The organism is Waterburya agarophytonicola KI4 (assembly GCF_020640915.1).
GTDB lineage: Bacteria > Cyanobacteriota > Cyanobacteriia > Cyanobacteriales > Xenococcaceae > Waterburya > Waterburya agarophytonicola.
Genome location: NZ_JADWDC010000046.1, coordinates 1 through 23,496, shown reverse-complemented (window position 1 = coordinate 23,496; position 23,496 = coordinate 1). Strand labels below are relative to the sequence as shown.

Annotated in this window: 16 protein-coding genes; 6 read left to right on the top strand and 10 right to left on the bottom strand. The window is 39.0% G+C overall.

The features are described from left to right. Nucleotides 1–71 precede the first annotated feature (71 nt). The 4 genes from I4641_RS16280 to I4641_RS16265 are packed head-to-tail and all read left to right on the top strand — an operon-like array spanning nucleotide 72 to nucleotide 8,815. Nucleotides 72–1,646 (top strand): carbamoyltransferase C-terminal domain-containing protein, encoded by a 1,575-nt coding sequence (locus tag I4641_RS16280; RefSeq protein WP_229641634.1) that lies wholly within the window; start codon nucleotides 72–74, stop codon nucleotides 1,644–1,646. After that, complete coding sequence (locus I4641_RS16275) at nucleotides 1,633–4,794, top strand: non-ribosomal peptide synthetase (RefSeq protein ID WP_229641633.1); 3,162 nt, start codon at nucleotides 1,633–1,635, stop codon at nucleotides 4,792–4,794. The genes I4641_RS16280 and I4641_RS16275 overlap by 14 nt, the downstream gene beginning before the upstream one ends. Then, nucleotides 4,791–8,201, top strand: coding sequence for an AMP-binding protein (locus I4641_RS16270; protein WP_229641632.1), 3,411 nt, complete (start codon nucleotides 4,791–4,793; stop codon nucleotides 8,199–8,201). The genes I4641_RS16275 and I4641_RS16270 overlap by 4 nt, the downstream gene beginning before the upstream one ends. Further along, nucleotides 8,198–8,815: a TIGR02466 family protein gene (locus I4641_RS16265; protein ID WP_229641631.1), complete on the top strand. Its 618-nt coding sequence runs from the start codon at nucleotides 8,198–8,200 to the stop codon at nucleotides 8,813–8,815. The genes I4641_RS16270 and I4641_RS16265 overlap by 4 nt, the downstream gene beginning before the upstream one ends. On the opposite strand, the gene I4641_RS16260 is transcribed toward I4641_RS16265, so the two are convergent. The 9 genes from I4641_RS16260 to I4641_RS16220 form a co-directional block, all read right to left on the bottom strand. Continuing rightward, entirely contained in the window at nucleotides 8,812–10,233 is a 1,422-nt protein-coding gene (locus I4641_RS16260; protein WP_229641630.1) for a LamG domain-containing protein, read from the bottom strand. The genes I4641_RS16265 and I4641_RS16260 overlap by 4 nt on opposite strands. 32 nt (nucleotides 10,234–10,265) lie before the next feature. Next, a complete protein-coding gene (locus tag I4641_RS16255) occupies nucleotides 10,266–10,850 on the bottom strand; it encodes a YqcI/YcgG family protein (protein ID WP_229641629.1) in 585 nt (194 codons plus the stop codon). A 242-nt stretch (nucleotides 10,851–11,092) separates the two neighbouring features. Next, complete coding sequence (locus tag I4641_RS16250; RefSeq protein ID WP_229641628.1) at nucleotides 11,093–11,731, bottom strand: hypothetical protein; 639 nt, start codon at nucleotides 11,729–11,731, stop codon at nucleotides 11,093–11,095. Between the two features lie 25 nt (nucleotides 11,732–11,756). Continuing rightward, nucleotides 11,757–15,128, bottom strand: coding sequence for a plasmid replication protein, CyRepA1 family (locus I4641_RS16245; protein ID WP_229641627.1), 3,372 nt, complete (start codon nucleotides 15,126–15,128; stop codon nucleotides 11,757–11,759). Between the two features lie 336 nt (nucleotides 15,129–15,464). Then, nucleotides 15,465–17,564, bottom strand: coding sequence for a helix-turn-helix domain-containing protein (locus tag I4641_RS16240; protein ID WP_229641626.1), 2,100 nt, complete (start codon nucleotides 17,562–17,564; stop codon nucleotides 15,465–15,467). Between the two features lie 202 nt (nucleotides 17,565–17,766). Continuing rightward, the gene (locus I4641_RS16235; protein ID WP_229641625.1) at nucleotides 17,767–18,483 is read right to left on the bottom strand and encodes a DUF6753 family protein; all 717 of its coding nucleotides are present in this window, start codon (nucleotides 18,481–18,483) and stop codon (nucleotides 17,767–17,769) included. A 46-nt stretch (nucleotides 18,484–18,529) separates the two neighbouring features. Further along, complete coding sequence (locus tag I4641_RS16230; protein WP_229641624.1) at nucleotides 18,530–19,249, bottom strand: P-loop NTPase family protein; 720 nt, start codon at nucleotides 19,247–19,249, stop codon at nucleotides 18,530–18,532. Between the two features lie 21 nt (nucleotides 19,250–19,270). Then, complete coding sequence (locus I4641_RS16225; RefSeq protein WP_229641623.1) at nucleotides 19,271–19,873, bottom strand: hypothetical protein; 603 nt, start codon at nucleotides 19,871–19,873, stop codon at nucleotides 19,271–19,273. 317 nt (nucleotides 19,874–20,190) lie between these two features. Next, nucleotides 20,191–20,553, bottom strand: coding sequence for a four helix bundle protein (locus tag I4641_RS16220; protein ID WP_229641622.1), 363 nt, complete (start codon nucleotides 20,551–20,553; stop codon nucleotides 20,191–20,193). Nucleotides 20,554–20,676: 123 nt separating this feature from the next. Here I4641_RS16220 and mobV point away from each other — a divergent pair, with 123 nt between their 5' ends. Both mobV and I4641_RS16210 read left to right on the top strand, forming a co-directional pair. After that, nucleotides 20,677–22,434 carry a MobV family relaxase gene (mobV, locus tag I4641_RS16215; protein ID WP_229641621.1) on the top strand — a complete coding sequence of 586 codons (1,758 nt, stop codon included), beginning with the start codon at nucleotides 20,677–20,679 and terminating at the stop codon, nucleotides 22,432–22,434. 55 nt (nucleotides 22,435–22,489) lie between these two features. Further along, nucleotides 22,490–23,296: a hypothetical protein gene (locus I4641_RS16210; RefSeq protein ID WP_229641620.1), complete on the top strand. Its 807-nt coding sequence runs from the start codon at nucleotides 22,490–22,492 to the stop codon at nucleotides 23,294–23,296. Here I4641_RS16210 and I4641_RS16205 read toward each other — a convergent pair. Beyond that, nucleotides 23,247–23,496: type IV secretion system DNA-binding domain-containing protein (locus I4641_RS16205; protein WP_229641619.1), on the bottom strand; the 250-nt coding region annotated here is incomplete at its 5' end. The two genes, I4641_RS16210 and I4641_RS16205, sit on opposite strands and share 50 nt — an antisense overlap.

Genomic DNA, 23,496 nt, shown 5'->3' with positions numbered 1-23,496 from the left:
AGTTTAATTATCCTATATTAAACGGATACGTATTCCCATAGAATAAAACATATATACTTTTACATTTTTTTATGAGTCAACCTTTGTGCTCTATATTGGCACTAAAACCAGGTCATGACGGACAAATTACTGCAATTAAAAATGGTAGTTTATTGTTCTCACTTGAGGCAGAGAAAGATTCTTTTCCTCGTTACGAATCTATTACACCAACAACAATAGTAGAGGCTGCTACACTACTCAACGATCTGCCTGATATCGTTGCAATCGGTGGTTGGGTCAAGGGTTGGCATTCTGTAGAAAAAGCTTCTCATGCTGGATATTATGGGCTTCAGAAAGCAGACTGTACTACTCAAAAATTTTTTGGCAAGTCGATACATCTATATACTTCCACTCATGAGCGATCGCATATATATTGTGCTTACGGTCTATCCCCCTTTCCTCAAGGACAACCTGTCTACTGTTTAGTATGGGAAGGAAACTTGGGGGATTTTTATTTAATCGATGAAAATGTAAATATAACTCATTTGGGACGTGTACTCACCGACCCTGGTAACAAGTATGCTTTTTTGTTTAGAATAGCAGATCCTACTTTTCCACCAATTAAAAGTCACTTTCGCTTCAGCGATCCTGGTAAATTAATGGCTTTAGCAGCTTTTTCAGATCGATCGCTGCCAACTTCTGAAGAAAAGAAAGTGATTGATTATTTGTTAGCTCGTGATGGTATCTTACTGTCTACGCAAAAAGAAGATTTTCAAGATTCACCATTCTATAATATTGGCGTTACCAATAATGCTTTCAAGCAGCTTGCAGGAAAATATTCAGATGCTATTTTTGAGCGGTTTCACCTTTTTGCTCGTGAACATTTAACTAAAAATTATCCACTGATCATAGCTGGAGGTTGTGGATTAAATTGTGAATGGAATACCAAGTGGGAAAATAGTGGTTTATTTAAGGAAGTTTTTGTACCACCCTGTACAAACGACACAGGGTCAGGAATTGGTACTGCAATCGACGCACAACATCATTTTACTGGTAACGCAAAGATTGAATGGAATGTTTATGCAGGTCAAAAATTCATTGATGATGATGATGGTAAGGAGGATGATGACTTTAAAGTTATACCCCTGGACTATAGTTGGATAGCCGCATTTATTCGAGATGGTGGGATCATTGGTTGGGCTCAAGGTCTCTGTGAGATTGGACCACGAGCTTTGGGCAATCGTTCAATATTAGCTGCTCCTTTCACTCAAGAAACTCAAAATCGTTTGAACGCGATTAAGCAACGCGAAAACTATCGTCCTATTGCTCCTATTTGCTTAGAAGAAGATGCTTCTTTATATTTTGACTGTCATACTCCTAGTCCCTATATGCTCTTTTTTCATAGGGTAAAAACGGAGGCTCTTAAAGCTATTACTCATGTGGATGGTAGTACACGCACTCAGACAGTAAATGAGCAACAAAATCCCAATTTATACTGTTTACTTCGTGCTTTTAAAGAACTTACTGGCTACGGCGTTATGTGCAATACTTCTTTGAATTTTAATGGGCGCGGTTTCATCAATCGTACTAGCGATCTCAAGGAATATTGTAAAACTCATCAACTTGATGGCTTCGTTACTAAAAATAATTGTTATGTCAAACGTTGAAATCGAGGAAAATCATTCAAAGCGTTCTATCCTAATCGGCTCGCCTCTGACTATATCTTTAAATGGACTTGAAACTGAAATCATTTCTCGTGCCAACACTACACCAAATCAATATGGAATAATTGCTGGGCAAGTCAAATTAAATTTTGCTGAAATAGCCTCGTCTGTTCGACATATTTCTTCTATATTGCAAACTCATTATGGAGTTAAACCTGGTGTTGTTATAGGTTTATTTTTACCCCGTAGTCAATGGATACCGTTAGCGATGGCAGCTATCTTAAAGGCTGGAGGAGCTTTTGTTGTTTTCGATCCGACAGCACCAGAAGCACGGCTGAGTTATATGCTCCAAGATAGTGAGGTTAAACTGTTGCTGGTGACTAACGAAACAAAATTTCAGGTTCCAAAATCAGCATCAATAATTGTTGATATTGTTAGACTTACACAGCAAAAAGTTGATGACTTATCACTAACATCAAATATAGATCCCAATGAACTGGCATATATAGTTTATACTTCTGGTTCTACAGGAGAGCCTAAAGGTGTATCGATTCAGCGACATGCTGTTACCAATCTTATTTACGCTTTAGAGCAAATTTTATATAAGCCATTGGGAAACCAAGTACGTGAATTATTATCAGCTTCCTTCATCTTTGATGCAGCTATTCAACAATGTCTTTCTTGTCTGATTACTGGTAATGAAATTCATATTGTCAACGATATTATCCGCAGCGATCCTGCTCTTTTTCTCAAATATATACGCGACCACGATATTGAGATTATCAATGTAGTTACGCCTTTTTTACTGGCACTTATTGATCGCGGTTTAGCTGAAGATCCACCACCATCCCTCAAACATATTGTTACAGGTGGCGAAGCCGTTCATCCTGCTTTAATAGAACGTTTGTATGCCCATAAAGCTAGCAGCCATTTAACTGTAACTAATATGTATGGCCCCGCAGAAAATTGTACGGATAGTACTTATTTTCCCATTACCTCAAAATTTACTTCAGTTGAGGGAAAAGTTCCCATTGGCTATCCTTTACCTAATACACGTGTCTATGTTTTAAATGAAAAGCAAGAACCCGTTCTACCAAATACGATAGGGGATATTTACGTCGCTGGAGCTGGTCTAGCGAAAGGTTATCTGAATCAACCTGAACTTACCAAAAGAAGTTTTCTTGCCGATCCCTTGTATCCAAACGAACGTGTTTATCGCACTGGTGATTTAGGGTATATCTCACCAGAGGGATGGCTCTTATTTGTTGGTCGTTCTGATGAGCAGATCAAGATTCGTGGTTATCGCGTTGAACTTGGGGAAATAAGTGCAACTTTATTACATTTAACAGGAGTAAAAGAGGCAGCAGTCATCGCGCAGAAAAACAAAATGGATACTGCTTTAGTTGCTTTCATTGCTACAGACGATGAAGTAGATAGTAAGATGGCACGCACTTTTTTAACTGAGCGTTTGCCAGATTACATGATACCCAACCAAATCCGAGTACTCGATCGCTTACCACATAATCAAAATGGAAAGATTGACCTCAAAGTCTTGGAAACAATGATTTTAGAGCAGCAGTCTACAACTAAGATTGTTCCTCCAACTAATAAAATTGAATCAATTGTCTTAGAGATTTGGCAAGAAGTATTAGGAACACAGGTCCAAAGTATTACTGATGACTTTTTCTTGCTTGGCGGTCATAGCCTCAAAGCGGCCCAGATTACTGGTCGCATTCACAAACATTTGAGTATCAATCTTTCAATTGCAGATATTTACAATCGGCGATGTGTTCGAGAGATCGCAGTTTTGATCCAAGAGAAAAAAACTACCCCCTTAAACCTAATTCCGCAAGTTGAAGATCGACCCGATTATCCTTTATCTCATGCCCAAAAACGCCTGTGGCTTCTCTGTCAAATGGAAGCTGGTTCTAAAGCCTATAACGTGCCTTTAGTTTGGGATGTCTCCAGTGTAGATATCCTTAGATTAGCAGAAGCTCTGACGTTAATAGTTCATCGTCATGAAGCTTTGCGTACTGGATTTATGACAGTTGATGGCGAACCAAAACAATTTATATTATCTCCAGAAGAAATTTCCATTTTTCCTACAGTACATGACTTAACTGGAGCATCTGATGCAATTATCCAAGCAGAAACTTTAACAACTTGCGAAGCTAACATAACTTTTCAGCTTGAAGCACCACCATTGTTGAGATTGGTCGTTCTGAAATTGCCTGGTAATACATGGAGGTTGTTACTTACCTTTCATCACTTGGTAATAGATGGTTGGTCTTTGATGATATTGTTTGATGAAATTAATCAGGCTTATAAACAATTATGTGATGGTTCTTATCCCAAACTACCGCCTGTATTACTACAATACAAAGACTATGCAGTCTGGCATACTAAGCAAAATTATGAACCATCTATTGCATACTGGTTAAAACAATTAGCTAATGTACCGCCAGAACTTACTCTTCCAATTGATTCTGAAGACGAGACGAAACAGTTTCACGGTAGCACCGTTCAGCGAATAATTTCTGCATCCTTAGTAAAAGATTTAGAGGAGCTGGCTCAAAATTATGGCATAACATTAGCCAGTCTAATTTTGTCGCTGTTTTTGCTATTACTGTTCAAACTTACAAAACAGTTTGATATTTGTGTAGGTATGGGGGCTGCTGGACGTACTCACCCACAATTAGAACGTCTCGTAGGTTTAATGGTGAACATCTTACCGATTCGGGTTCAAATTACCGACTCAATGACCTTCGCCCTATTGGCTGGTACGATTGCTCAAATTACTGCTGAAGCACTAAATCATCAAGCAGCTCCTTTGGATGAAATAATTCGCCAACTAAACCCATCTCGGCGTCCTGACCGCCAGCCACTATTCAACGTATTATTTGCTTTTCAAAGTTTTGAGGAAGTAATGCCAACTAACCAAACAGATTCGCTGCTCGATTCAAGGCAATTAGAGCAAATATTTTTTGATACGGCAAAATTCGATCTAACATTATTCGTGAATCAACGGGATGAAAATTTACTATTAAGTTTGGAATATCGTACTAGTTGCTTGCGGTCGCAAACCTGTCATCGGTTATTAAATATGCTCGAACAATTGGCTAATCATGTAGTACTTCAAGAGAAACAATGATGAAGATTGGTGATATTCAACTGGGGGACTTAGGGCGGGGAGATGATGCAGATTCTATATCTACCTTAATATACCGTTACAATGACACAACCAAAAGTTTCCCAGCTACGGCAAATATTGGTGAATTATTTCGACACCAAGTTCAAAAAAATTCTCAAGCGATCGCCATTGTAGATCGAGACAGGAACATAACCTATGCCGAACTAGATTTATACTCCGATCGCATTGCTCGCTTTATCCAATTCAATGGACTAAAACAAGGTGATTGTGTTGGTGCCTTCTTCGGGTGTGATTTTTGGCTAGTTGTAACCTTACTAGGCACTCTTAAAGCTGGAGCAGTTTATCTGCCCTTGAATACAGATTTGCCTGACAGTCGTTTGCGGGATATGATTGACCAAACTTCATGTCGTTTATTGATAGGTATAAGCAACTACATTGGTCGTCTTAATAGTCTGCAATATGAGTGTTCGTCAGTAAAGACAATCTTATGCTTGGATAGCCATAATATTATGGCGGAAGCAGAAGCAGAATCACCCCGTATGAGTCCAGAAGTTTGGGACTATACTGCTACGACTGCTACGACTGCTATTGAAGCTAGCGGTTGGCGTCATGGTCTGGGAGGACTAGTTTTAACAGAGGTAGAAATAGGCGAATATCTCGATAACATAGAGTACAAGTTAAAACCATATCTCAACTCCAATATACGTTTACTAGATATAGGTTGTGGCTCGGGCTTAACAATGCGTCGCCTTGCACCACAAGTAGGTGAATATGTTGGTATTGATTTGGCATCTAGTGCATTAACTTGGTCTCAAAAGTTGGCAGAGAAAAATCGACTAACTAATGTCCATCTTTTGCAACTTGCTGCTCACGAGTTAGAAAGTTTGGACTTTACCCAATTTGACGTGATTGTAATAGCAAGCGTCGTCCAAAGTTTTCCTGGTCTTAACTATCTCCGTCAAATTTTAACAGCTAGTCTAGCTCAACTAAACAATGGCGGTATAATTTTTTGCTCGCATATTTGGAATCCATCACAGCGTAAAGTTTTTATCAATACGGTAGGTAGTGAAGCCGTAGAAGATAGTTTATTCGTACATTGTGATTTTTGGCGAGATTGGCAAGCTCATCAAGCTCGTATTCAGCAAGTTGATATCACCCCACTACATCTACCTGAAACTTCTACTCTTGGTCGTTACAGCTATGATGTTTTGCTACACACAGCACAATCGGCAAATAATTTGACATCGAATGTTAAGCCATTGAAGATGCAAGTTGACCAGCGATTTCTGGAAACTTTGGATAAGCTACCATCTCCCAAAGGTAGTCATCCTGATGCTCCAGCTTATATTATTTTTACCTCTGGATCTACAGGACGTCCTAAAGGAGTAAAAGTCAAAACTAGATCTTTAATTAATTTACTCTATTGGTATCAGGATTTAGGGAATATCAATTCTGATACTAATTTAATACAAGTTATTTCCTCAAATTTTGATGCTTCGATTAAAAATTATTTAGCACCACTATTATTTGGAGGAAAATTAATCCTTTTCCAAAACAAACCCTTCGATCCTCAAGCATTACTGCAAGCGATCTCACACCATCAGATTAATATTCTTAACCCTGGTGTTCCTAGTATGTTTTATCCAGTGTTAGAGTTAGCTCGCGCAAATAAGTATAGCGAGCTTCAAAGCCTAAAATTATTAGCTTTAGGGGGAGAACCTCCAATTATGACAAGATTGCGCCTTTGGTTAACTCATACTAACTGCCGTGCCGAGTTAGTAAATATTTATGGTCCTACTGAATGTACTGATATTGCCCTATGCCATCAGATAAAAAAGGAAGATTGGCAATTGGATTCGTTTCCTCCCATTGGCAAACCGTTACCTAACATTCGAGCATATATATTAAACGACCGCTTAAATCCACAAGTTTTAGGAGCAATTGGCGAGCTATATCTAGCGGGGGAAGGTTTGGGAATAGAATATTTGGGTAATCCAGAAAAAACTGCTCAAGCTTTTATCCCAGATCCTTTTTTCTCAGGTAAACTGATGTATCGCACTGGTGATTTAGCCTACCGTAGGACAGATGGATCTATCGTTTATAGTGGTCGCTGCGATAATCAGTTAAAGATTCGTGGTGTACGTATTGAATTAGAAGAGATTGAACAACGAATGAGAACCTATCCAGGAGTAAGAGAAGCGGTGATTCTTCCTTTTCAGGATGGGGAAGAACATCTGGAACTAATCGGCTATGTTACTCCTCTCAGTACAGTGAAAGAACTTTCAGTAAAGCTTTTACATGAATGGTTGACAGTAGAACTCCCCACCGCAATGGTGCCAGCGAAAATATATCAGATAGGAAATTTACCCCGCAATCTCAATGGCAAAATAGATAAACGTCAATTACCTAATCCTAAACAGATCGAAAATATTGCTAGCAATACTGATAAATTAACCCAAAAACCCAGGACAAAGACGGAACAAATTCTTCTTCGCATTTGGCATGAAGTTCTATCTAACTCCAATATTGGCATTGATGATAACTTTTTTGATGCGGGGGGTCATAGTCTTAAAACAGCAGTACTAGCAAGTAAAATCTCTCAATATTTTGATATTTCATTTTCGGTTAGCCAGGTTTATGAAGCTCAAACTATCGCCGCCCAAGCTAAGGTAATTGAAGCAGAATATACCTTACAACAAAAATTTTCAGCAAAAAATCTTCATTTGCTCAATCATAAAGGGTATCCACTGTTATTCTGTTTTCCCCCTATTAGTACGAGTACCTGGAGCTTTTTAGACTTAGCTCAAGAGTTGTCATCCAGCTATAGTGTGTATGCATTTGATTTTTTATTGACAGAAGACCGAATTCAACAATATGCTAGGGCAATTAAGTCTATTGCAGAAGATCGACCTTTTGCCCTAATTGGTTACTCTGCTGGGGCTAGTCTAGCTTTTAGTGTCGCTCAATATCTAGAAGCAGAAAAAACTAAAGTAGCCCATTTATTAATTTTAGATAGTATCTGGCGCACTTTATCCCCAGCCTATAGTGAAGTTTATATTGAGCAAATAGTGACTCATTATTTAGACAATCCTCGTTTTGACGAACTATATCCTGAATCGGAAGGACGGCAACGCTGGGAAGAACGTATTCGTACCTTTGCTAGAGTTTATAGTAATGGTCAGGACAGCGGTACTATTGCTGCTCCTATTACATTAATTACTACTACTGAAAATAATTTCAACGCTAGTAATATGCAAAACTGGCAAGAAGCAAGTCGCCATAGTTTCCAAAAAATCCTGGGGAATGGTCATCACGATAATCTACTCGAACGACCTAACGTTTCTGCAAATGCTGCTCTTATTCATGAAACAATTAGTATTAGTTTTGAGGCAATGTTTGAAAAATGAGTAGCGATGAGAACCAGCTTAAACGATATGAACTTTTTCCTACCCCAGTCTGGGCATCTCAACTGGAAAATTTTTCGGTTCATAATCAAGCGATGCTTGAATACATAATTCAATTGTATAAAAACGACCCAGGATTAAAACGTTCCAATGTACTAGGATGGCACAGTCCCGATCAGTTACATAATGAGCCAGCTTTTACCCCTTTGCAAAAGCAAATAGAAGAATTCATTGAGAATGTAATAGCCCAAGATTTACAGTTAGATCTCAAGACTGAAAAGTATCGCATCAAAACCATGTGGTGTATTCTTAATTCTCAATTTGCTCATAATCATTTACATCGTCATCCTGATTCTTTATTTAGTGGTGTCTACTATTTACAAACATCTCCGAATTCAGGAAATTTAAATTTTCACGATCCTCGTGCTGATGTTAGGATGCTACGCCCTCGTTTTGCCAAAGACACTTCTTTTAGTAATTTTATAGTTCCCTTTGAGCCTTTACCAGGTCGATTGCTCTTGTTTCCATCTTGGCTTCCTCATAATGTTGATCCAAACTTAGGAGAACAGAAACGAATTTCGATTAGTTTTGACATAAAAGGATATCCCATAACTTAAGTTTGACTCTTAGCAATTGGGCTAGTTGATGGTATGGCTTTTAAAGAACCTTTAATTACTAAGTCTAAATCTTGACTTAGCCTATTGTATATTTTTTCCCCTTTAATGCCTGCCCCATCATAAAGAGCAAATAAACCTTTAGCATCTAAGGGGTAATGATGCAGATAATTATGCTTTAAAGCCGTTTCAGAAAGAGGTATATTCCATAATTTTAAGGCATCCAATTCACTATCCCCACAAGAACCAATTCCACCTTGACCAATCTCCAGTAGAGAAATATCTTGACTATCTACCTGGCTGGTAATTACTTGCTGACTATTAATAAATAACTGTGGATTAGCTGTATTGAGAGATCCTTCAGGTACAACCATTGTTAAATGACACCATTTACCTGCTGGGACTACTGCTGTAGATAAATATGCTAACTGCCCAGCCACGCCCAATACTCGATATCCTAAAATATCTTTTACCCCTAAATCAGAGCGAAAACCTCCTAACACTCCATCGTTACCAGTTTGGCAAATATTACGACACTCGCCAGTACTCAAAGCTAGACCAGTAAAACGCCAGCAACCTACTAGTCCTGGCTCATCTCCAGTAAGCCAACACCCTTTAAGAGTATTTAACGTAGTTTGGTTAAGTATACATCGCCACAATCTCACCTCACTAAATCCTCCGACAAATCCCTCTGGCATCGGAAATCCTAGAACATCACCAGGTCGTGTTTGCCCTTGACCAAATACAAGAAAACCTCCACTAGCAAGCTGGGTATTAGGAGCAAGTGTCCCAACAAATACTGGAGAACCAAAAGGAACTATTGTCCCGTCGTTCTTTCCCTCTACAGCAATTACCTTTGAACCATCATCTTTATAAATTTCTATTTGCCCAGTTTTAGACTCCCAAGTTATTGCTATACGCTGCCATTGAGAATAATCCATGTTGATGCCTGATGCTAGATGTTGATCGCCAATCGTAATTGTCAGACCATGACATCCATCTTCTTTGACAGCAAATTCACAATTAGCATCAGAGCGATCAGTAACATAAGAAACTAATGTTGTCTGGGAATTCCCTCGAAACGGGCATATCAAAAATTCTAAAGTTAACTCTGTAACAGGAAAATCAACAAAATTTTCTACCATCATCCATTTACGAGGCTTACGTCCATCAAAAAAAACGCTGCCAATAGCATCTAGAGAAAGCTGATACCTCCCCCTACTGGATGCACAACCAAAAATATCAAGACTATTAATGCCTCCATTGGGTTTGATCCAGCTTTCAATGGTAAATCCTGACTTTAAAACAAGAGCTTTGAGCTTCGTCGGTGAAATTCTTGCAGATGCTAATTGACTAGTAAGGATCATGAATGAATCATGGTTGAGCAAATCTTCGGAATTACAATCTTCGTGCTTTTCCATTATTAGAATTGATTGAGTATTGTTCTAAGAAATCAAAGAGTTGTTTCCCACCAGCGCACTTCGGAGTCACCTAAGCATAAAGGACGAATACACCGATATGCCTCATAAGGTATAGCACTTAATTTAGGATCGTAAGCACGATTGTGAGATGCGTGGTCTTCTCGAATACGTAAGCGAATATGAGGAGGCAAAGCTGTTTCACCTATTTTAGCTACTCGACCGAAGGAATGACGTGGCTGAAACATTATCCATGTAGAAGACGAACCAAAACCGTAACGACTATGTCCTTCTGGATAGAAAGGTGCAAAAGTATTAACAAAAATTTTGTCTCCTCCAAAGGCAAACGACCAAGCTAAATCTTCGACGGGTTGATTTAGACAATGCTCGCCCACTGGATCGTGTTCACTTAAGCAATACAATATACGGTGTAGAGAGTATGCTAACGTCCCAAGATTCTCTCCAAAGCCAGAACCAGGAAGTTCTAAAACATATCCATCCAGTCGTTGTTCCCTAGCAACATCAAGAAAATTACACATATCTTCCATTATTTGCTCCATATTCTCTTCAAAGCTCTTTGCTTCGTCATAAGGAGGAGAACCCCATAAACGTGAGGTCATAGCATAAAGACAATCGGTTCCACTTCGTATAGGTTCAAAATTTTGAACGGATAATGCTGTTAATCCATATTCTGATGCCATAGAATTATTTTGAATACACGAATCAAATTTGTTATTCATCATTGAAATTACTATATTATTTTGTGTGAAACTATCAGAATTGTATAGCCAAACTTATTCTCTAAAAGTGAAGTACCGATAACTCCACTTAAAGGATCTTCAAATATAAAGCGAAAATTTAGTCAAGAGTGCATTACTCTGGTTACAGGGACAGAAGAACGATAGCGATATTGTATTTCCTCTACTTTTAATTGAGGGTATTTGTTTTGAATTTGACCAAGAAATTCTATTAATTTAGGTAAACTATCTGTTTGTATTCCCCGACTCATACTTTCGTTAAATAGTTTTTTAAACTGTTGCCACGTTTCACCTTCGCTATAAGAATATATGGCTTTAATTATTGCATTACCAACAAAATAGAGAAAATACATCCTTTCTCCTATGCCTCTAAAGCTCATGTTTTCATGAAGGTAGATTTTTAAGATATCAAACATCATCAACTCAACCAGGCTTGTCTTCGTTGAGGGATGATAGCGTTGAAAATGACTATTTATTTCTTGCTTGACTTGTAGTTCTAAATTCTCTCTCTCTTCAAGCCATTTATCTAGAATTTCATCCTTCTGATGAGAATTGGTTTCATAATAAAGCTGCACCATATCTTTTCGGAAATTTAAGTTATCTAACTGGCTAAAGCTATCGCTTATATCTAGAACAAGCGAGATCGTTCTTTCAGTGTTTTGTTTTAATTGACTAAAGTCAGAAGTATTACAATACTTGCCATAATCTTTATTTGACTTTTTTCTTCTTGCTGCTTCACCCATTTTTTTTTTGATTCTAATTAACTTTTTAAAATGAAGAATTGAGTCTTTTTTTACCTAAATCATCGCCCCTCAAAATAGAAAGATATCTTGAGAGCTTGTTTTTTAGCTCAAAATTCAACTTGGAAACTAAATTATCTTCTGTATCCACGTCTCCCCCTAATGTATAAATACCCTCAAAATGGGGGGGGGTGTCTACGGGGCTTGGTGGTGGTTCAATACCATATTGTGTTTGCATTCTGGCTTGATGCTCCCTATTCTTTTGTTGAATTTCTAGTTCTTTAACCGCTTTCTCTTTTCGTTGGCTTATTCGGTACTGTAAAACTTCAATAGCAAAGGTAGCATCTTCAACTGCCAGACAGTAATATCTAACCTGTTCTCCTCGTTTGCCTTTCTTATTTGAAACTGTCTTTATTCCCAACTGACCGATTAATACTCCCACTACCCACATCGGTTTACAGTTTTCAGGAATGGTAAGATTGAGAATAGCTTTAATATGAACCCTGGAATTAAATGCAGCTTCGGCAATTTTCTCAACATCGGGGTCATTAGCACAGATTTCCTCGCCTGACATCAAGCGAGCAACTAGCTTGGGCAAACCTAAGTTATAACGAGCTAGCCATTTACTAGAGTAGTTATGCCAATCCATACACAAAGGCAAATTATCTCTTTCCTTCAAATCTTTATCGGCAACTATCTGGGGTGGTGCGGGATATTCTTTATTAGTTTGAGGGTCAACAATCTTACCAGAGGGATTAGCGATCATAGATTCTAAAGCTATAAATTGGCTAATGAGATGTCCTTGTCCGTCTTTCTTGACTAACTCTTCCGTAACCTCCATGCCATAATCGCGCTTAATACGATATTTTTCACATTCAACTATTTCCTCTGGCTCTAAATAATCAGAGGCTTGACGAGATAAATATTCGGTCGAACTTATATCATTAGCATTGACTACTGCTAATTGATGAACAGTATCCAAATACCGACCAGCTTCAACCATTTTATTTTTAACTTTTACATCTGTTTCTGACTCTATGATAGTAATTTTATAAGCCATCTCTTCGAGTAAAGTTAGTAGATCTTCTCGTAAATTATTAATCGAATAATTGCGATTAGCTTCAATTTCACAATAAGCATTTAACGCCCAATCTTTTTCCGCTCCTCTTTGACCACTTTCTTTATCTACACGAATTAAAAAAGCTGTCATTTGATTGAGTTGCAGCATACTTTCTTTAATCTTTTTGGCACTAGTTTCTTGGTAGCCAAAAGGAGGACGAGGGGCGACCCAGATATGCAATGGTACTTGGTGACGATAGCGATGGAGAGCCTGAGCGCATTCTGTTGCCGATTGAGATACGGCATGGAATGCACCAAAAACTGCATCGAAGTGATACTGGCAAAGATCGACTCCCGTACCCAGACTAGGAGAAGCCAAAAGAGCGTCAATGTTTTTTGCTTTAACTTCAGTGGAGATATCTTTGATAAATGCCTTGTTCTCCTTAGAACCGCTATTATCGGCATGAATTGACCAAACACGAAGCTTGCCATCACCTTGAGAGTTTACCCCTGTTTCTGGCTTAAATAACGACCGCTCCTCGTCAACTTGAACTGTCATCATAGCCTCTAACTTTTTGATGAACTTTTTCGAGTCAGAAACCACCATAATTTTCTGTCCCATCATCAAGGCAATGGAAATTTTAGCGACTAAAGCACTGCTGTTGTCGTCTTCGTAGAAAAATACTTCTCTTCCCCCCTGCTTGTATTCGTTTTTGATGATGAAAGGAACTTCCCCCTCTGGACGCATAGCGCGGAAGAAGTCTACCGTAACATCGTTCATGTGTGCGTCAGCTAACACAACTAGCTTGGCTTTACCAATGATGTATTCTAGAACCTCAAGAATTTCGGCTCGATGTTCTTTACAGGTCTTGCTGTGGAGGAGATGGGCTAAATTCTGACAGGCTTCATCGACAAATACGCAGTCGTATTCGTTGAATTGGGTTTGTAGCTTGTAGAGGCTATCTAAGGTAATCGAAAGACTCAGTGCTTTGGCTAACTGTCCCTGAGATATTTCCGAGTACATCTGGGTGGATAATCGTTCAGAAAGATTTTTCATTAGGTTGACTCGATGACCGACATTAAGGAATCTCGCACGAGGATGCTCTCTACGGAGTTTTGCTAGCAGTTCCGTCTTACCAGTCCCCATTTCACTTAAGAGAGCTATTAGACCCTGTTGTGGGAGTCTGAGGGCATCGCTGAGGTAACGGGTGTCGAGGGTAACGTTAGCAGGATACTTTTTACTCAGTCCCCAGGTTTTCTTCCGAGATTTTCGCAGATAGTCTTTGAGAGCTAAAGCGCGATCTACAATTTTGGTAATCAGAGATAAAGCTCGTTTGCCATTGGCGGTAACAAAATCATCTACCCCTTTTTCTGAGCCTTCGGGCAAAGATGCAATTGAACAGGATGCTCCCGCAGCTTCGATTACTTTACCTGTGAAAATACTCGCTAAATGAACGGCATGACGAGTGCTGGGTTTTTCATCGTTGTCGAAAAGGATGATAAACTTACGCCCCGAACTTACCATCGGCATGAGGTCGGGGTGCAGGTAGTCTATGCCAGTCTCTTGGTTTTTAACTCGACCCATCCAAATCCCAGGTAAGGCGATCGCCACAAAACCCAGAGATAATAAACAGGCTGCCTTTTTTTCTCCTTCGGTAAGGAGAATGGGGATTTCGGGATGTTTTACCACCCACGACCAAAAGCAATAGTCATCTCTTGGTTCTTTCTCAGATATGACGGGTGATCGGAGATTCGGGGGAAGAAAAGGAGCAGGTTTTACTCCACCTCGAAGGCAATCGGAAAGAGAACGTTTTTGCCCTGTGGGTGTTAAGGAGTAGCCAGATGAGCTTGGTGGAATTTTATCGGCTAGTCTCAGGCTCAAAGGAGAACGATAGCGTTTGATGCGGTAGCGTTTGGCTACTCTGTCCCAGATGTGATTCGGAACATCAAAGTAAGTTGGGTGACTCTCGCTTTTTGGTTGGGACTCGTATTTGATTGGTTTGCCCCCCGCATCAATGCGAGGAGTGTCGGGTTTGAAGCGTCCAACATCCCATTTCTGCCAGTTGTTATGGGGGTCCAAGCCAGAAATCCAATATCCACCAGCTTCGGTGTGAGCATAGCGATGTAGCCACTTGTCTCGCACTCGCCCATCGTTACGACGTTCGGAGTTTGGTAGGAACGAGAAGAGGTGATTTTTCGGTTCTGTGCCTTTGAGCGAAAGCAAATTAAGGGCGGTTAATTTGTCATCAACCGAACTTTCGCGCCATTCAGTCAGGTGACGGGGGTGGATTGAGTTAACAGAATTATTTTCAGCATTGTTAAAAGCTCCTGGCTGCGACATAAAGCTCTTTGTCCCTTGTTTAGTGGAGTTCGCGCTTTATGATGCCAGATTTATTAAAACGGTTTTTGAAAACGTATTAGTCTTATCAGACTAATTAGGAGTGTACTCAAAGCTGAAACTATTGCAATGTAAGGGTTTCAAAAATGAGTCGTCCTGGGATACTAGAGTTTTCGTCCTGGGATACTAGAGTTTTCGTCCTGGGATACTAGAGTTTTTGTACTCAACTTCTAAGTCATACAGTGTATAGCTCAAAGTGCGTTTTTACTGGGTTAATTTTTTGAGTACAAAAATAAAGAGTTTGAGTACTCGATAAGTACTCAAACTCTTTAAAGCAAGTTAATCTTGAATCTCTAGTATCTGCCTCAGCTTAACTTCCGTTTCTTCTGAGGGGGTGCGTCTACCTTTTTCCCACATTTTTACTAGTGATTGGCTAACTCCCAACCATCCTGCCAGCTTTCTCTGACTCCAGCCCTTTTTGTTTCTGCCTTTTCGGATCTGGTCGCTGGTAATTCCAGTTGCAATTGCTGCTGTTTTCTTCTGTTTTGAAGCTTTCAGTTTTGGTTGAACTTTATTGGTCAGTAATTCTGGTATTGGTTCTGGAGGTCGGATGGTTATCTTGGCATTAAGCAACCATTCGATATTTTTCATTTTTCTGGCATCTGTTGGTTTCTTCGACTTACTTCCAGGCTGTAGCCACTCTGGATAAGATTCATCAAACTGAATTTGCCAACTAAGTTTTCTTAGCAATTTCAAAGCATTATCCCAGTGTTGTTTGAGGTCATAACCTCTGCGCGTATCGCTGCGTGCTTTATCAATTTTGGCGTGAGGCAGCAAATGTTTGAGCAAAGTTTCGACTCGGTATTTTCCCGACATATGGACTCTGCTTTCCATTGCTAGGTGAATCGCCAACCTCAACGCTAGTTCGTCGTGGTAGGGATCGATTCTGAGAATACTTTTAGCCAGATAGCCAAACTGGTACAAAGCCTTTTGCAGTTTGCTACCAGCTTTGTTGAGAAAACTATGGAAAATTAAACCAGGCTGCACCGTTATGTAAACCTCTTCGGGTTTTTGAACCTTCCCTTCTGAATTTTGCTCTCCTCTGGGGTCTACCACTACATTCCACATTCGCCCTGTAGGTGTACTGGCATTAATTCCGCCCTTTTTGTTTCTACCTTCTACCCAAACAGACTTAACTAACAAACAATCTAGAACAAAGGCTGTTTTAGCAATTTCACTGAGCTTCTGATGAACTGGCAGATCGGTTCTTTTGTCCCACCCCAAGTATTTAATTATATCGCTCGCCTTTAGACTAAACTTACTGTCCCAAGGTCGATCCTGATTCATCGTATGTGCTGCAAAAATTAAATGTAGCTTTACTGTATTAAAACCAAATTTATCGATAATCTGCTCCGCTTGCTCTAAGGGAAGCAGTTCAATATCACCAGGATTACTAATGTAATGTTCGATATAGTTTTTGGGGTTGCCTTTGGCTTGATGTTTAAAGTAGGCAAACCCGCTGTCATCTTCTTGCCATAGGTCTTTTCTAATTTGAGCTGAAGACGCGCTGCTAAAGGCTGCGAAAGTAGGAATGGGTAGAACAGCATTGGCTAATCTAGATTCGGTAACTGGTACAGGCTCTGCAATCTCGTTTCCTCTGAATCCAAAAGTTCGCTCTAGTTCTGTTAAGGGAAGAGTTTCAAGAGTCTTAAAAATAGCTGTGGCATTTCTTTGAGAAAAGTGTTTTAAAAAATCTACAACCTTAGATTCTAAATCCCTTGGTTCTTGTTCTTGAAAATATTGGTTGCAAGCTTTCTCTCTTTCATCAGAATTCATGCTATTAAAAGCTTCTATTCCAATATTTTGTTGCATTTTTTCAACTAACGATATTGAATTAAAAGTCAGAAACTCTTCTGCTGCTGTTTCTAAAATTTGGAAATCTTTTAATTCTGTGGTTATGTCTTTTTCTAATTGCTTAATTATCTGGTCGATTCTTTTTTCACTAAGATGTAGTTCGACGGAAACTAAATTTTGTTCTTTGTCAAAATTTAAGGTAAATGTTGGTAATTGTGAGTGTAATTTGCCTGTTTTTATTAGGTGAACTTTAACGCGATGTTCGTATAGCTTTATTAGGTGAAAAACTACTTGACGTGCTATTAAATTTAAAAGTTGATAATTTTCTTTAAACCATTGAGCAGTTTGTTTAATTTCTTCAGGCTTTAAATTGCTTCTAAATACATTGTATTGTTGATAAAATTCGTCAATTTGCGTGAGAACTTGTTGCTTGTTTTGTGTTTCTAATGTAGAAGTAGAAACCATAGCAATCATTCCCGTCTCTTTATTATCGACACGCACGTAATCTATATTTTGTTTTTTTTCTTGATCGCCCCAAAAACTGTTCGGATCGAACTTAAAGATCTCATCATTTTGTTCTGGCATGGTCTTAATCGTCTAATCAATTCGATCTCTAACAATAAATAGTCATAGAAAATATTGGTGGGCTTATTCATTCCTTTATGGAGAACCAGGAGGAATCCTCCACAAAGTACATTTAGGATTTTTAGTTTCTTGACAATGGTTAAGGCGATCGATGTTTCAATCCACTACATTACCGCCCGAAGACAGTATTCAGATAAATACATCACCTAGATGCTATCCACCAAGTACCACCCATAGCAATTAACATACACGCAACCAAAGCGGGGAGAGACCAAAAAGCGTCGGCGATTCTCAGCCAAACCTTTTTGCGCTTAATTTTGCCAACCTCCGAGATCAATATATCGACTTGGTGGTTTACTGCTTCTTGTTTTTGAGTTGTCTTATTGACCCAGCGAATTAAAGCATTCATATTCTCAATGCTTTTCTGCTCGCGCTCATCAAATTTAGCATCGAGTTGAGTAACCTTCGACTCTAATTGCTCAATCTGTTTTAAGTTACGCTGTAACTGCTCAAAATTCTCACTGCTAGCATCAGCGATCGCCCCTACCGTACCCATGCCCGCCTCTTTAATATCTGAGACACACTTATTGCTAACAGCTTCCATATTCTCTTCGATCGTCTCAGCCTGCCTCTGCTGTTGTTTTGCCACCAGAGAAATAGCTTCGGTAATTTCAGACAAACTCGACGCACTTTCCTGTTTCCATTCAGATAAAAGCCGATTGAGACCTTCTGGGGCAGCTTCAATTAACACCCGCATCTGTCCTGTTAAGAGTAGAGCCATAAACATCGGGTCATTTGGCTCTAATTCACTGCGACTAATAATCTCAAACACCTTAGCTTTTAGCTCAGGAGACTCATTCGCCATGCAAAAATCTATGACCTCTCTGGCTTTTACAGCACTACCATTAAGTAGACTCATCTTATTCCTTTAATACCTACTTGTTATTCCTCCTTTTGCTCGATTATTAAGAAGCTGAAGCTACTTTAGATTCCGTTGACCAAACCTCCGTACTGTCAAAAGCAGCATAGGCAGCCTTCAAGAAATTAACCACCCGCTGCTTACCCAGCACAGTCAAATCCTTAGACTTAGTAGCATCATCAAAGCGCAACTGCTTCTGGTTAATCAAATACCGTTCTTGATAACCTAGCTTGGGAAAATCAATTATCTTCACTCCATACTTGCTAATAAGCTTTTGTAGCGACTTATCATTATCCACCTGTGACCACTCATCACAAAGCCCAAAGTTTCTTACCAAAACATGAGTCATCTGCTCGCCATAATAGTCAAGCGAAGCCTGAAACAGTCGAATGCTGTCATACTCACCGTTAGTCACAAACCACTTACAAAAACTAACGTCATACTCAATACCGATCTGGAGTAACTGATTATTCTCAATCCAAGCCGTAACCGCCCGATTAACCTGAGAAGGCAAAGAAACAATTACGGGCTGCTCCATTGCCATTTCAAAAATACGATCTGCCTTACCAGCTTGTCTCTCATCCTCACTGAAAACAGCAAACTGACACTTTTCTTTATAGACACGATTAACATCAGGATTAGAACGATCTGTCTCTACCGCTACAAAAGGCAACTCACGATCTAATCCATACTGAATCATCGCTCTAGTCACAAAGGACTTACCAACTCCTCCTTTCTCACCATCAACCAAATGAATAACTGCCATCCTTTGTCTTCTTGCTCCAAATTAAAAACTATTAAATTCGCTAGACAAATCATCATCTGAACCAGACAGAACTTTAGTTTTAGTCGCATTAGACTTATTATCAATTGACTGACTTTTGGCTTTAGCTTTGTTAGTAGCAGATGAAGATGATGATGATTTAGTCCGAGTCGTAGAATTCAGATTAACTGCTTGTTCTGAATTAGTACTATCTTCCATACTATTGATTTCAGTCTCAGAATTACTAATCCCTAACTCTTCTTTAGAATCAGTAATATTTGTTGATAATTTAGATGTTAGTGATCCAGAGTTCGACTGAGGACTTGGTTTAGGAATAGAAGCAGATTTACTTTTTTTGATTCGTGATTTGGACTTCTTACTACTATCAGTTAGATACAGTTTTAGAGTAGAAGCAGAAACCAAAATCTCTTGTTCGGCTAAAATTTCAGACAAATCCTCATAGTTATAACCTTTCTTCAAAGCACTGTTTAACTTATCTCGAAGAAAATAAATACTTTCTCGCAGTGTTAGTTCTTCCTTTGGCTTTGATTCTAGTTGATCTAATTTATCTAAAGCACCAGCTAGTTTATCGACATGAATTTTCTGATTGGGTTTAGCTTTAACCATCCTTAATTACTCCAGCATTCGTTAAGTAATTTATTGCTATATAATTAATCATTACATAAATAGCAAATTGCTTAAATTAAACTTTGGTAAACTAACGTATCATAGTTAAGAGTGCTTTTTATTTTCCCAGAAGTATTTATTCGAGAGACTAAAAATGTGTAAGTTTGTCAGTACTCACTACACAATTTTCGCCTTTGGGCGACGCTTCGCTAAAATTATTCCGTTCGCCAAGGGGTTAAACCCCCGCGCTACTGGGAAAAAGAAAAAATGGTTTAACTGTATTAAGTAGCGAGTAGCGAGTAGCGAGTAGCAAGTTTTTATTCTTTGAGTTTTTTGGTTGTAGAAACAAGTATTTTAATAATGATATTAAGTTCTTCTAGCATTAGGGTAAATTTTGTTTTTGAGGCTAATTCATTGTCTATCATCAGATTTATCCAGTATCTAGTCTCGGAAGCTTCTTTCAGAGCTATTGTGTATTTAGATAAAAAGTCTTTCCTCGACTGTGCGAACTCCGCCTCAGCACAATTAGCTCCGATAGATGTGCCAGACCTGAGAAATTGTTTTGACAAAATTTTTCCAGCGTCATCGAAGTGTTTTTTATTAAGTTCGATATAAGCTTTTATCACCCTGTTAGCAAATTGGCGAGTTCTATCTTGAATCGAAATATTACTACTATTCATAGTTAACCTGGTCATTAACAGCTCAACATTAACCGTAAGCAACAGCGTAGCTAAAACTTGCTACTCGCTACTTACTACTTGCTACTTGAAAAGATTGTTACTGGGAAATAATAATTAAAGACCATGCCCCATGCCATAGCTAGGATTGCCAAACTAAAGTCGGGAAATGTTGGTGCTTCAGAGCAGCATACCAAAAGAGAACGAGAAACTCTAAATGCCGATCCAAAAATCACTAACATTCGTTTTATCGGTCAACCAGATAAGAGCGAAAATAGAAACTTAGAAACCATTGTTAGAGATCGCATTGGCGACCAGACAATCAGGAAGAATGGCGTTCTCTGTGTGGAGATGTTGTTGACCGCTAGCCCTGAATATTTTCGACCCAATGACCCCAGCAAAGCAGGTTATTATAAGCCAGAAAGATTAGCTGATTTTCGTACCGCAGTTCATAGTTGGTTAGACAATGAGTATGGAGATCGCATTGTTCGAGCCGAGCTACATTTAGACGAATCAACTCCCCATGTTCACGCCTATCTTGTTCCTTTAGATGAAAGAGGTAAATTAAACTGTCGGGGCATATTTGGTGGACGGCAAAAACTGAGTCAGTTTCAAGATAGTTATGCCAATGCCCTTTCTCCTCTGGGACTAGAAAGAGGTATTAGAGGAAGTAGAGCCAGGCACACTACGGTCAAGCAATATTATGCTGCGGTAACTAAAACACCAGATTTAACTTTAGACCAAGAGACTATTCAACATCAGTTAGCAGATAGGCTTCGAGTAATCAAAGAAAAGGAACAGGCTTTGGTTACTGCCAAACTATTATCGAGAGATAACGAAGCATTACAGCAGCGTTTGAAGCAAGCTGAAATTAAAATCAAAACTCAGAATCGAGAATTAACTAACTGGAAAAATAAGTATGCAGACATTGCTAACCAAGTTAGAGATTTACCGCTAAAAGATGTTGTCTACGAATTAGGTTTAGAACCAGACCCATTAGACAAACATAAATGGCAAAATGAACACCACATCATTAATATTACTGGCAGTAAATTCTTTGATTGGAAACATAGTAAAGGTGGTGGTGGGGCAATCGATTTAGTCATGCACATTAACGAGTGTGATTATAAACAGTCAGTAGCTTGGCTGGGAGATCGCTTTGGTGAAAGTGCGACCATTGAAGCTGCTGACTATAAAACTAGAGAAATAATCAAGACTGAACCAGTACCAGAATTTACTCCCCCAGTTCCAGAACAGAGTAAATGGCTCTCTGTCAGAAAATATTTAACCCGCACTAGGAAGTTACCCAGTAGTTTAGTGGATAGTCTGCACCAACAAGGATTGATCTATGCAGATAAGAATCACAATGCAGTGTTTATTCGTCGTGCTTTGGATGAACCAAAAATCACAGGTGCATCCCTTAGAGGTACGGCGGGAGATGATAACACGTTTAAAGGATTAGCCAAAGGTTCAAAGAGGAATGAAGGGTGGTTTTACTTTGAGCGGGGAGAGCAATCAAAAGATCCAGTAAGGAGAGTAGTCTTGGTCGAGTCACCCATTGATGCGATGTCCTTGGCGGTGTTAGAGCGAACTGACTCAAAGAAAACACTTTACCTATCTACCGATGGGGCGGGTCAAGTACCAACTGAGTATTTGAAAGATATTAAGGATCTAGTAATTGCTTTTGACCGTGATCGCTCAGGGAGGGAGATGGCGGAAAGAGTCATCGAGCAGTTGCCCGATGCGGTAGTAAAATCGCCAAAAGCTGTTGATTGGAATGAGGAACTGGTGAATACGTTTGATTGGTCTAATCCCAACCGAGAAAAGGCAACCAAGCAGCAGCCTCAACATAAACAGAACATTGATCGAGGATGGAGTAGATAGCAAGAAATATTTAAATAACTTTTTTACTACTAAAATACTAATTCAACAAAATAACATGAGCAAAACACCTCTTGCAGAAGCTGAAACAACTAATTACGACCAAACAAAAAATAGTATTTATTTTGTTGAAGGAGAAAGTTTTTTTACTCGTTGTATGGTGGATTACTTTATCGCTAGAGGTTGGAATTCACAATTTACTTTGGTAGAAGCCAATCCAAACATTGACGATGTGAGTTTGGCATACCCTAATATACACTGCAATAATTATAAGAAAGTGTATTTTTCAGACGGCAAGTTTCACAGGCATGAAGCTAATCTAATAGTTGACAGAGCAGCAGAAGAGAAAACAGTGGTTGCCAATCTTCCCTCAAATACACGTTTGAAGTTGAATTTATGGCTCGATTCATTAGGTTTCTCGTCTTCTTCTGACTTAAGAGATTATTTCAATAGGATTGTTTATTTCTTTGTATCTGATGGAAGTTATTACAGTATTGAGCAGTTCTTAAAGCAATTAGATAAATATCCAATGGACAGGCTGTATCAATGCTTAGTACTAAATCTAGGACGCTTCAGTAGTATTGATAATTTTAGGGATCTTGAAGGACACAAACCCTTGATGGAGGCGATCAAAACTCATCAAGTTCCCGTATTAACTTTCCCCAAGTTAGATTCAAATTTACAATTTGAATGTGAACAAAATAATCTCTCTTATCGAAAATTAGGTGTTGGAAAAAGTATTAACATCCAACAAAAAGTTACCAAGTTTTCCCTTCAAATCGAGCTTCTTTATAGTGAGATATTTCCTTCAGTGATTAACGATCCTCAAGGATTGATGAAAATTGCTGAAGCTCAGAAAGACTAAAACCTTGAAGGGGAATCAAATTCTGAATCTCACTCGGCATTACTGCGTACTTTTCTCTGACTGTTGAAATTGTGTTGCCGTTGTCAGATACAAACTCTTCAATTACCTCTTGATGGCCGATAATTTCAGCCATTGCTTTGGCGGTGTGAGGATCTCGGCAATTGAGAATTAGCTTAGTAGGCGGAAATAGAAGGTTCGTG

Excerpts from the sequence above, each read along its gene's own strand:
- I4641_RS16230 (WP_229641624.1), bottom strand. The coding sequence starts at position 19,249 with ATGGCAGTTATTCATTTGGTTGATGGTGAGAAAGGAGGAGTTGGTAAG.
- I4641_RS16245 (WP_229641627.1), bottom strand. The coding sequence starts at position 15,128 with ATGTCGCAGCCAGGAGCTTTTAACAATGCTGAAAATAATTCTGTTAAC.
- I4641_RS16220 (WP_229641622.1), bottom strand. The coding sequence starts at position 20,553 with ATGAATAGTAGTAATATTTCGATTCAAGATAGAACTCGCCAATTTGCT.
- I4641_RS16265 (WP_229641631.1), top strand. The coding sequence starts at position 8,198 with ATGAGTAGCGATGAGAACCAGCTTAAACGATATGAACTTTTTCCTACC.
- I4641_RS16255 (WP_229641629.1), bottom strand. The coding sequence starts at position 10,850 with ATGACCTCACGTTTATGGGGTTCTCCTCCTTATGACGAAGCAAAGAGC.
- I4641_RS16235 (WP_229641625.1), bottom strand. The coding sequence starts at position 18,483 with ATGAGTCTACTTAATGGTAGTGCTGTAAAAGCCAGAGAGGTCATAGAT.
- I4641_RS16250 (WP_229641628.1), bottom strand. The coding sequence starts at position 11,731 with ATGGGTGAAGCAGCAAGAAGAAAAAAGTCAAATAAAGATTATGGCAAG.
- I4641_RS16225 (WP_229641623.1), bottom strand. The coding sequence starts at position 19,873 with ATGGTTAAAGCTAAACCCAATCAGAAAATTCATGTCGATAAACTAGCT.
- I4641_RS16210 (WP_229641620.1), top strand. The coding sequence starts at position 22,490 with ATGAGCAAAACACCTCTTGCAGAAGCTGAAACAACTAATTACGACCAA.
- mobV (WP_229641621.1), top strand. The coding sequence starts at position 20,677 with ATGCCCCATGCCATAGCTAGGATTGCCAAACTAAAGTCGGGAAATGTT.
- I4641_RS16270 (WP_229641632.1), top strand. The coding sequence starts at position 4,791 with ATGATGAAGATTGGTGATATTCAACTGGGGGACTTAGGGCGGGGAGAT.
- I4641_RS16275 (WP_229641633.1), top strand. The coding sequence starts at position 1,633 with ATGTCAAACGTTGAAATCGAGGAAAATCATTCAAAGCGTTCTATCCTA.
- I4641_RS16260 (WP_229641630.1), bottom strand. The coding sequence starts at position 10,233 with ATGGAAAAGCACGAAGATTGTAATTCCGAAGATTTGCTCAACCATGAT.
- I4641_RS16280 (WP_229641634.1), top strand. The coding sequence starts at position 72 with ATGAGTCAACCTTTGTGCTCTATATTGGCACTAAAACCAGGTCATGAC.
- I4641_RS16240 (WP_229641626.1), bottom strand. The coding sequence starts at position 17,564 with ATGCCAGAACAAAATGATGAGATCTTTAAGTTCGATCCGAACAGTTTT.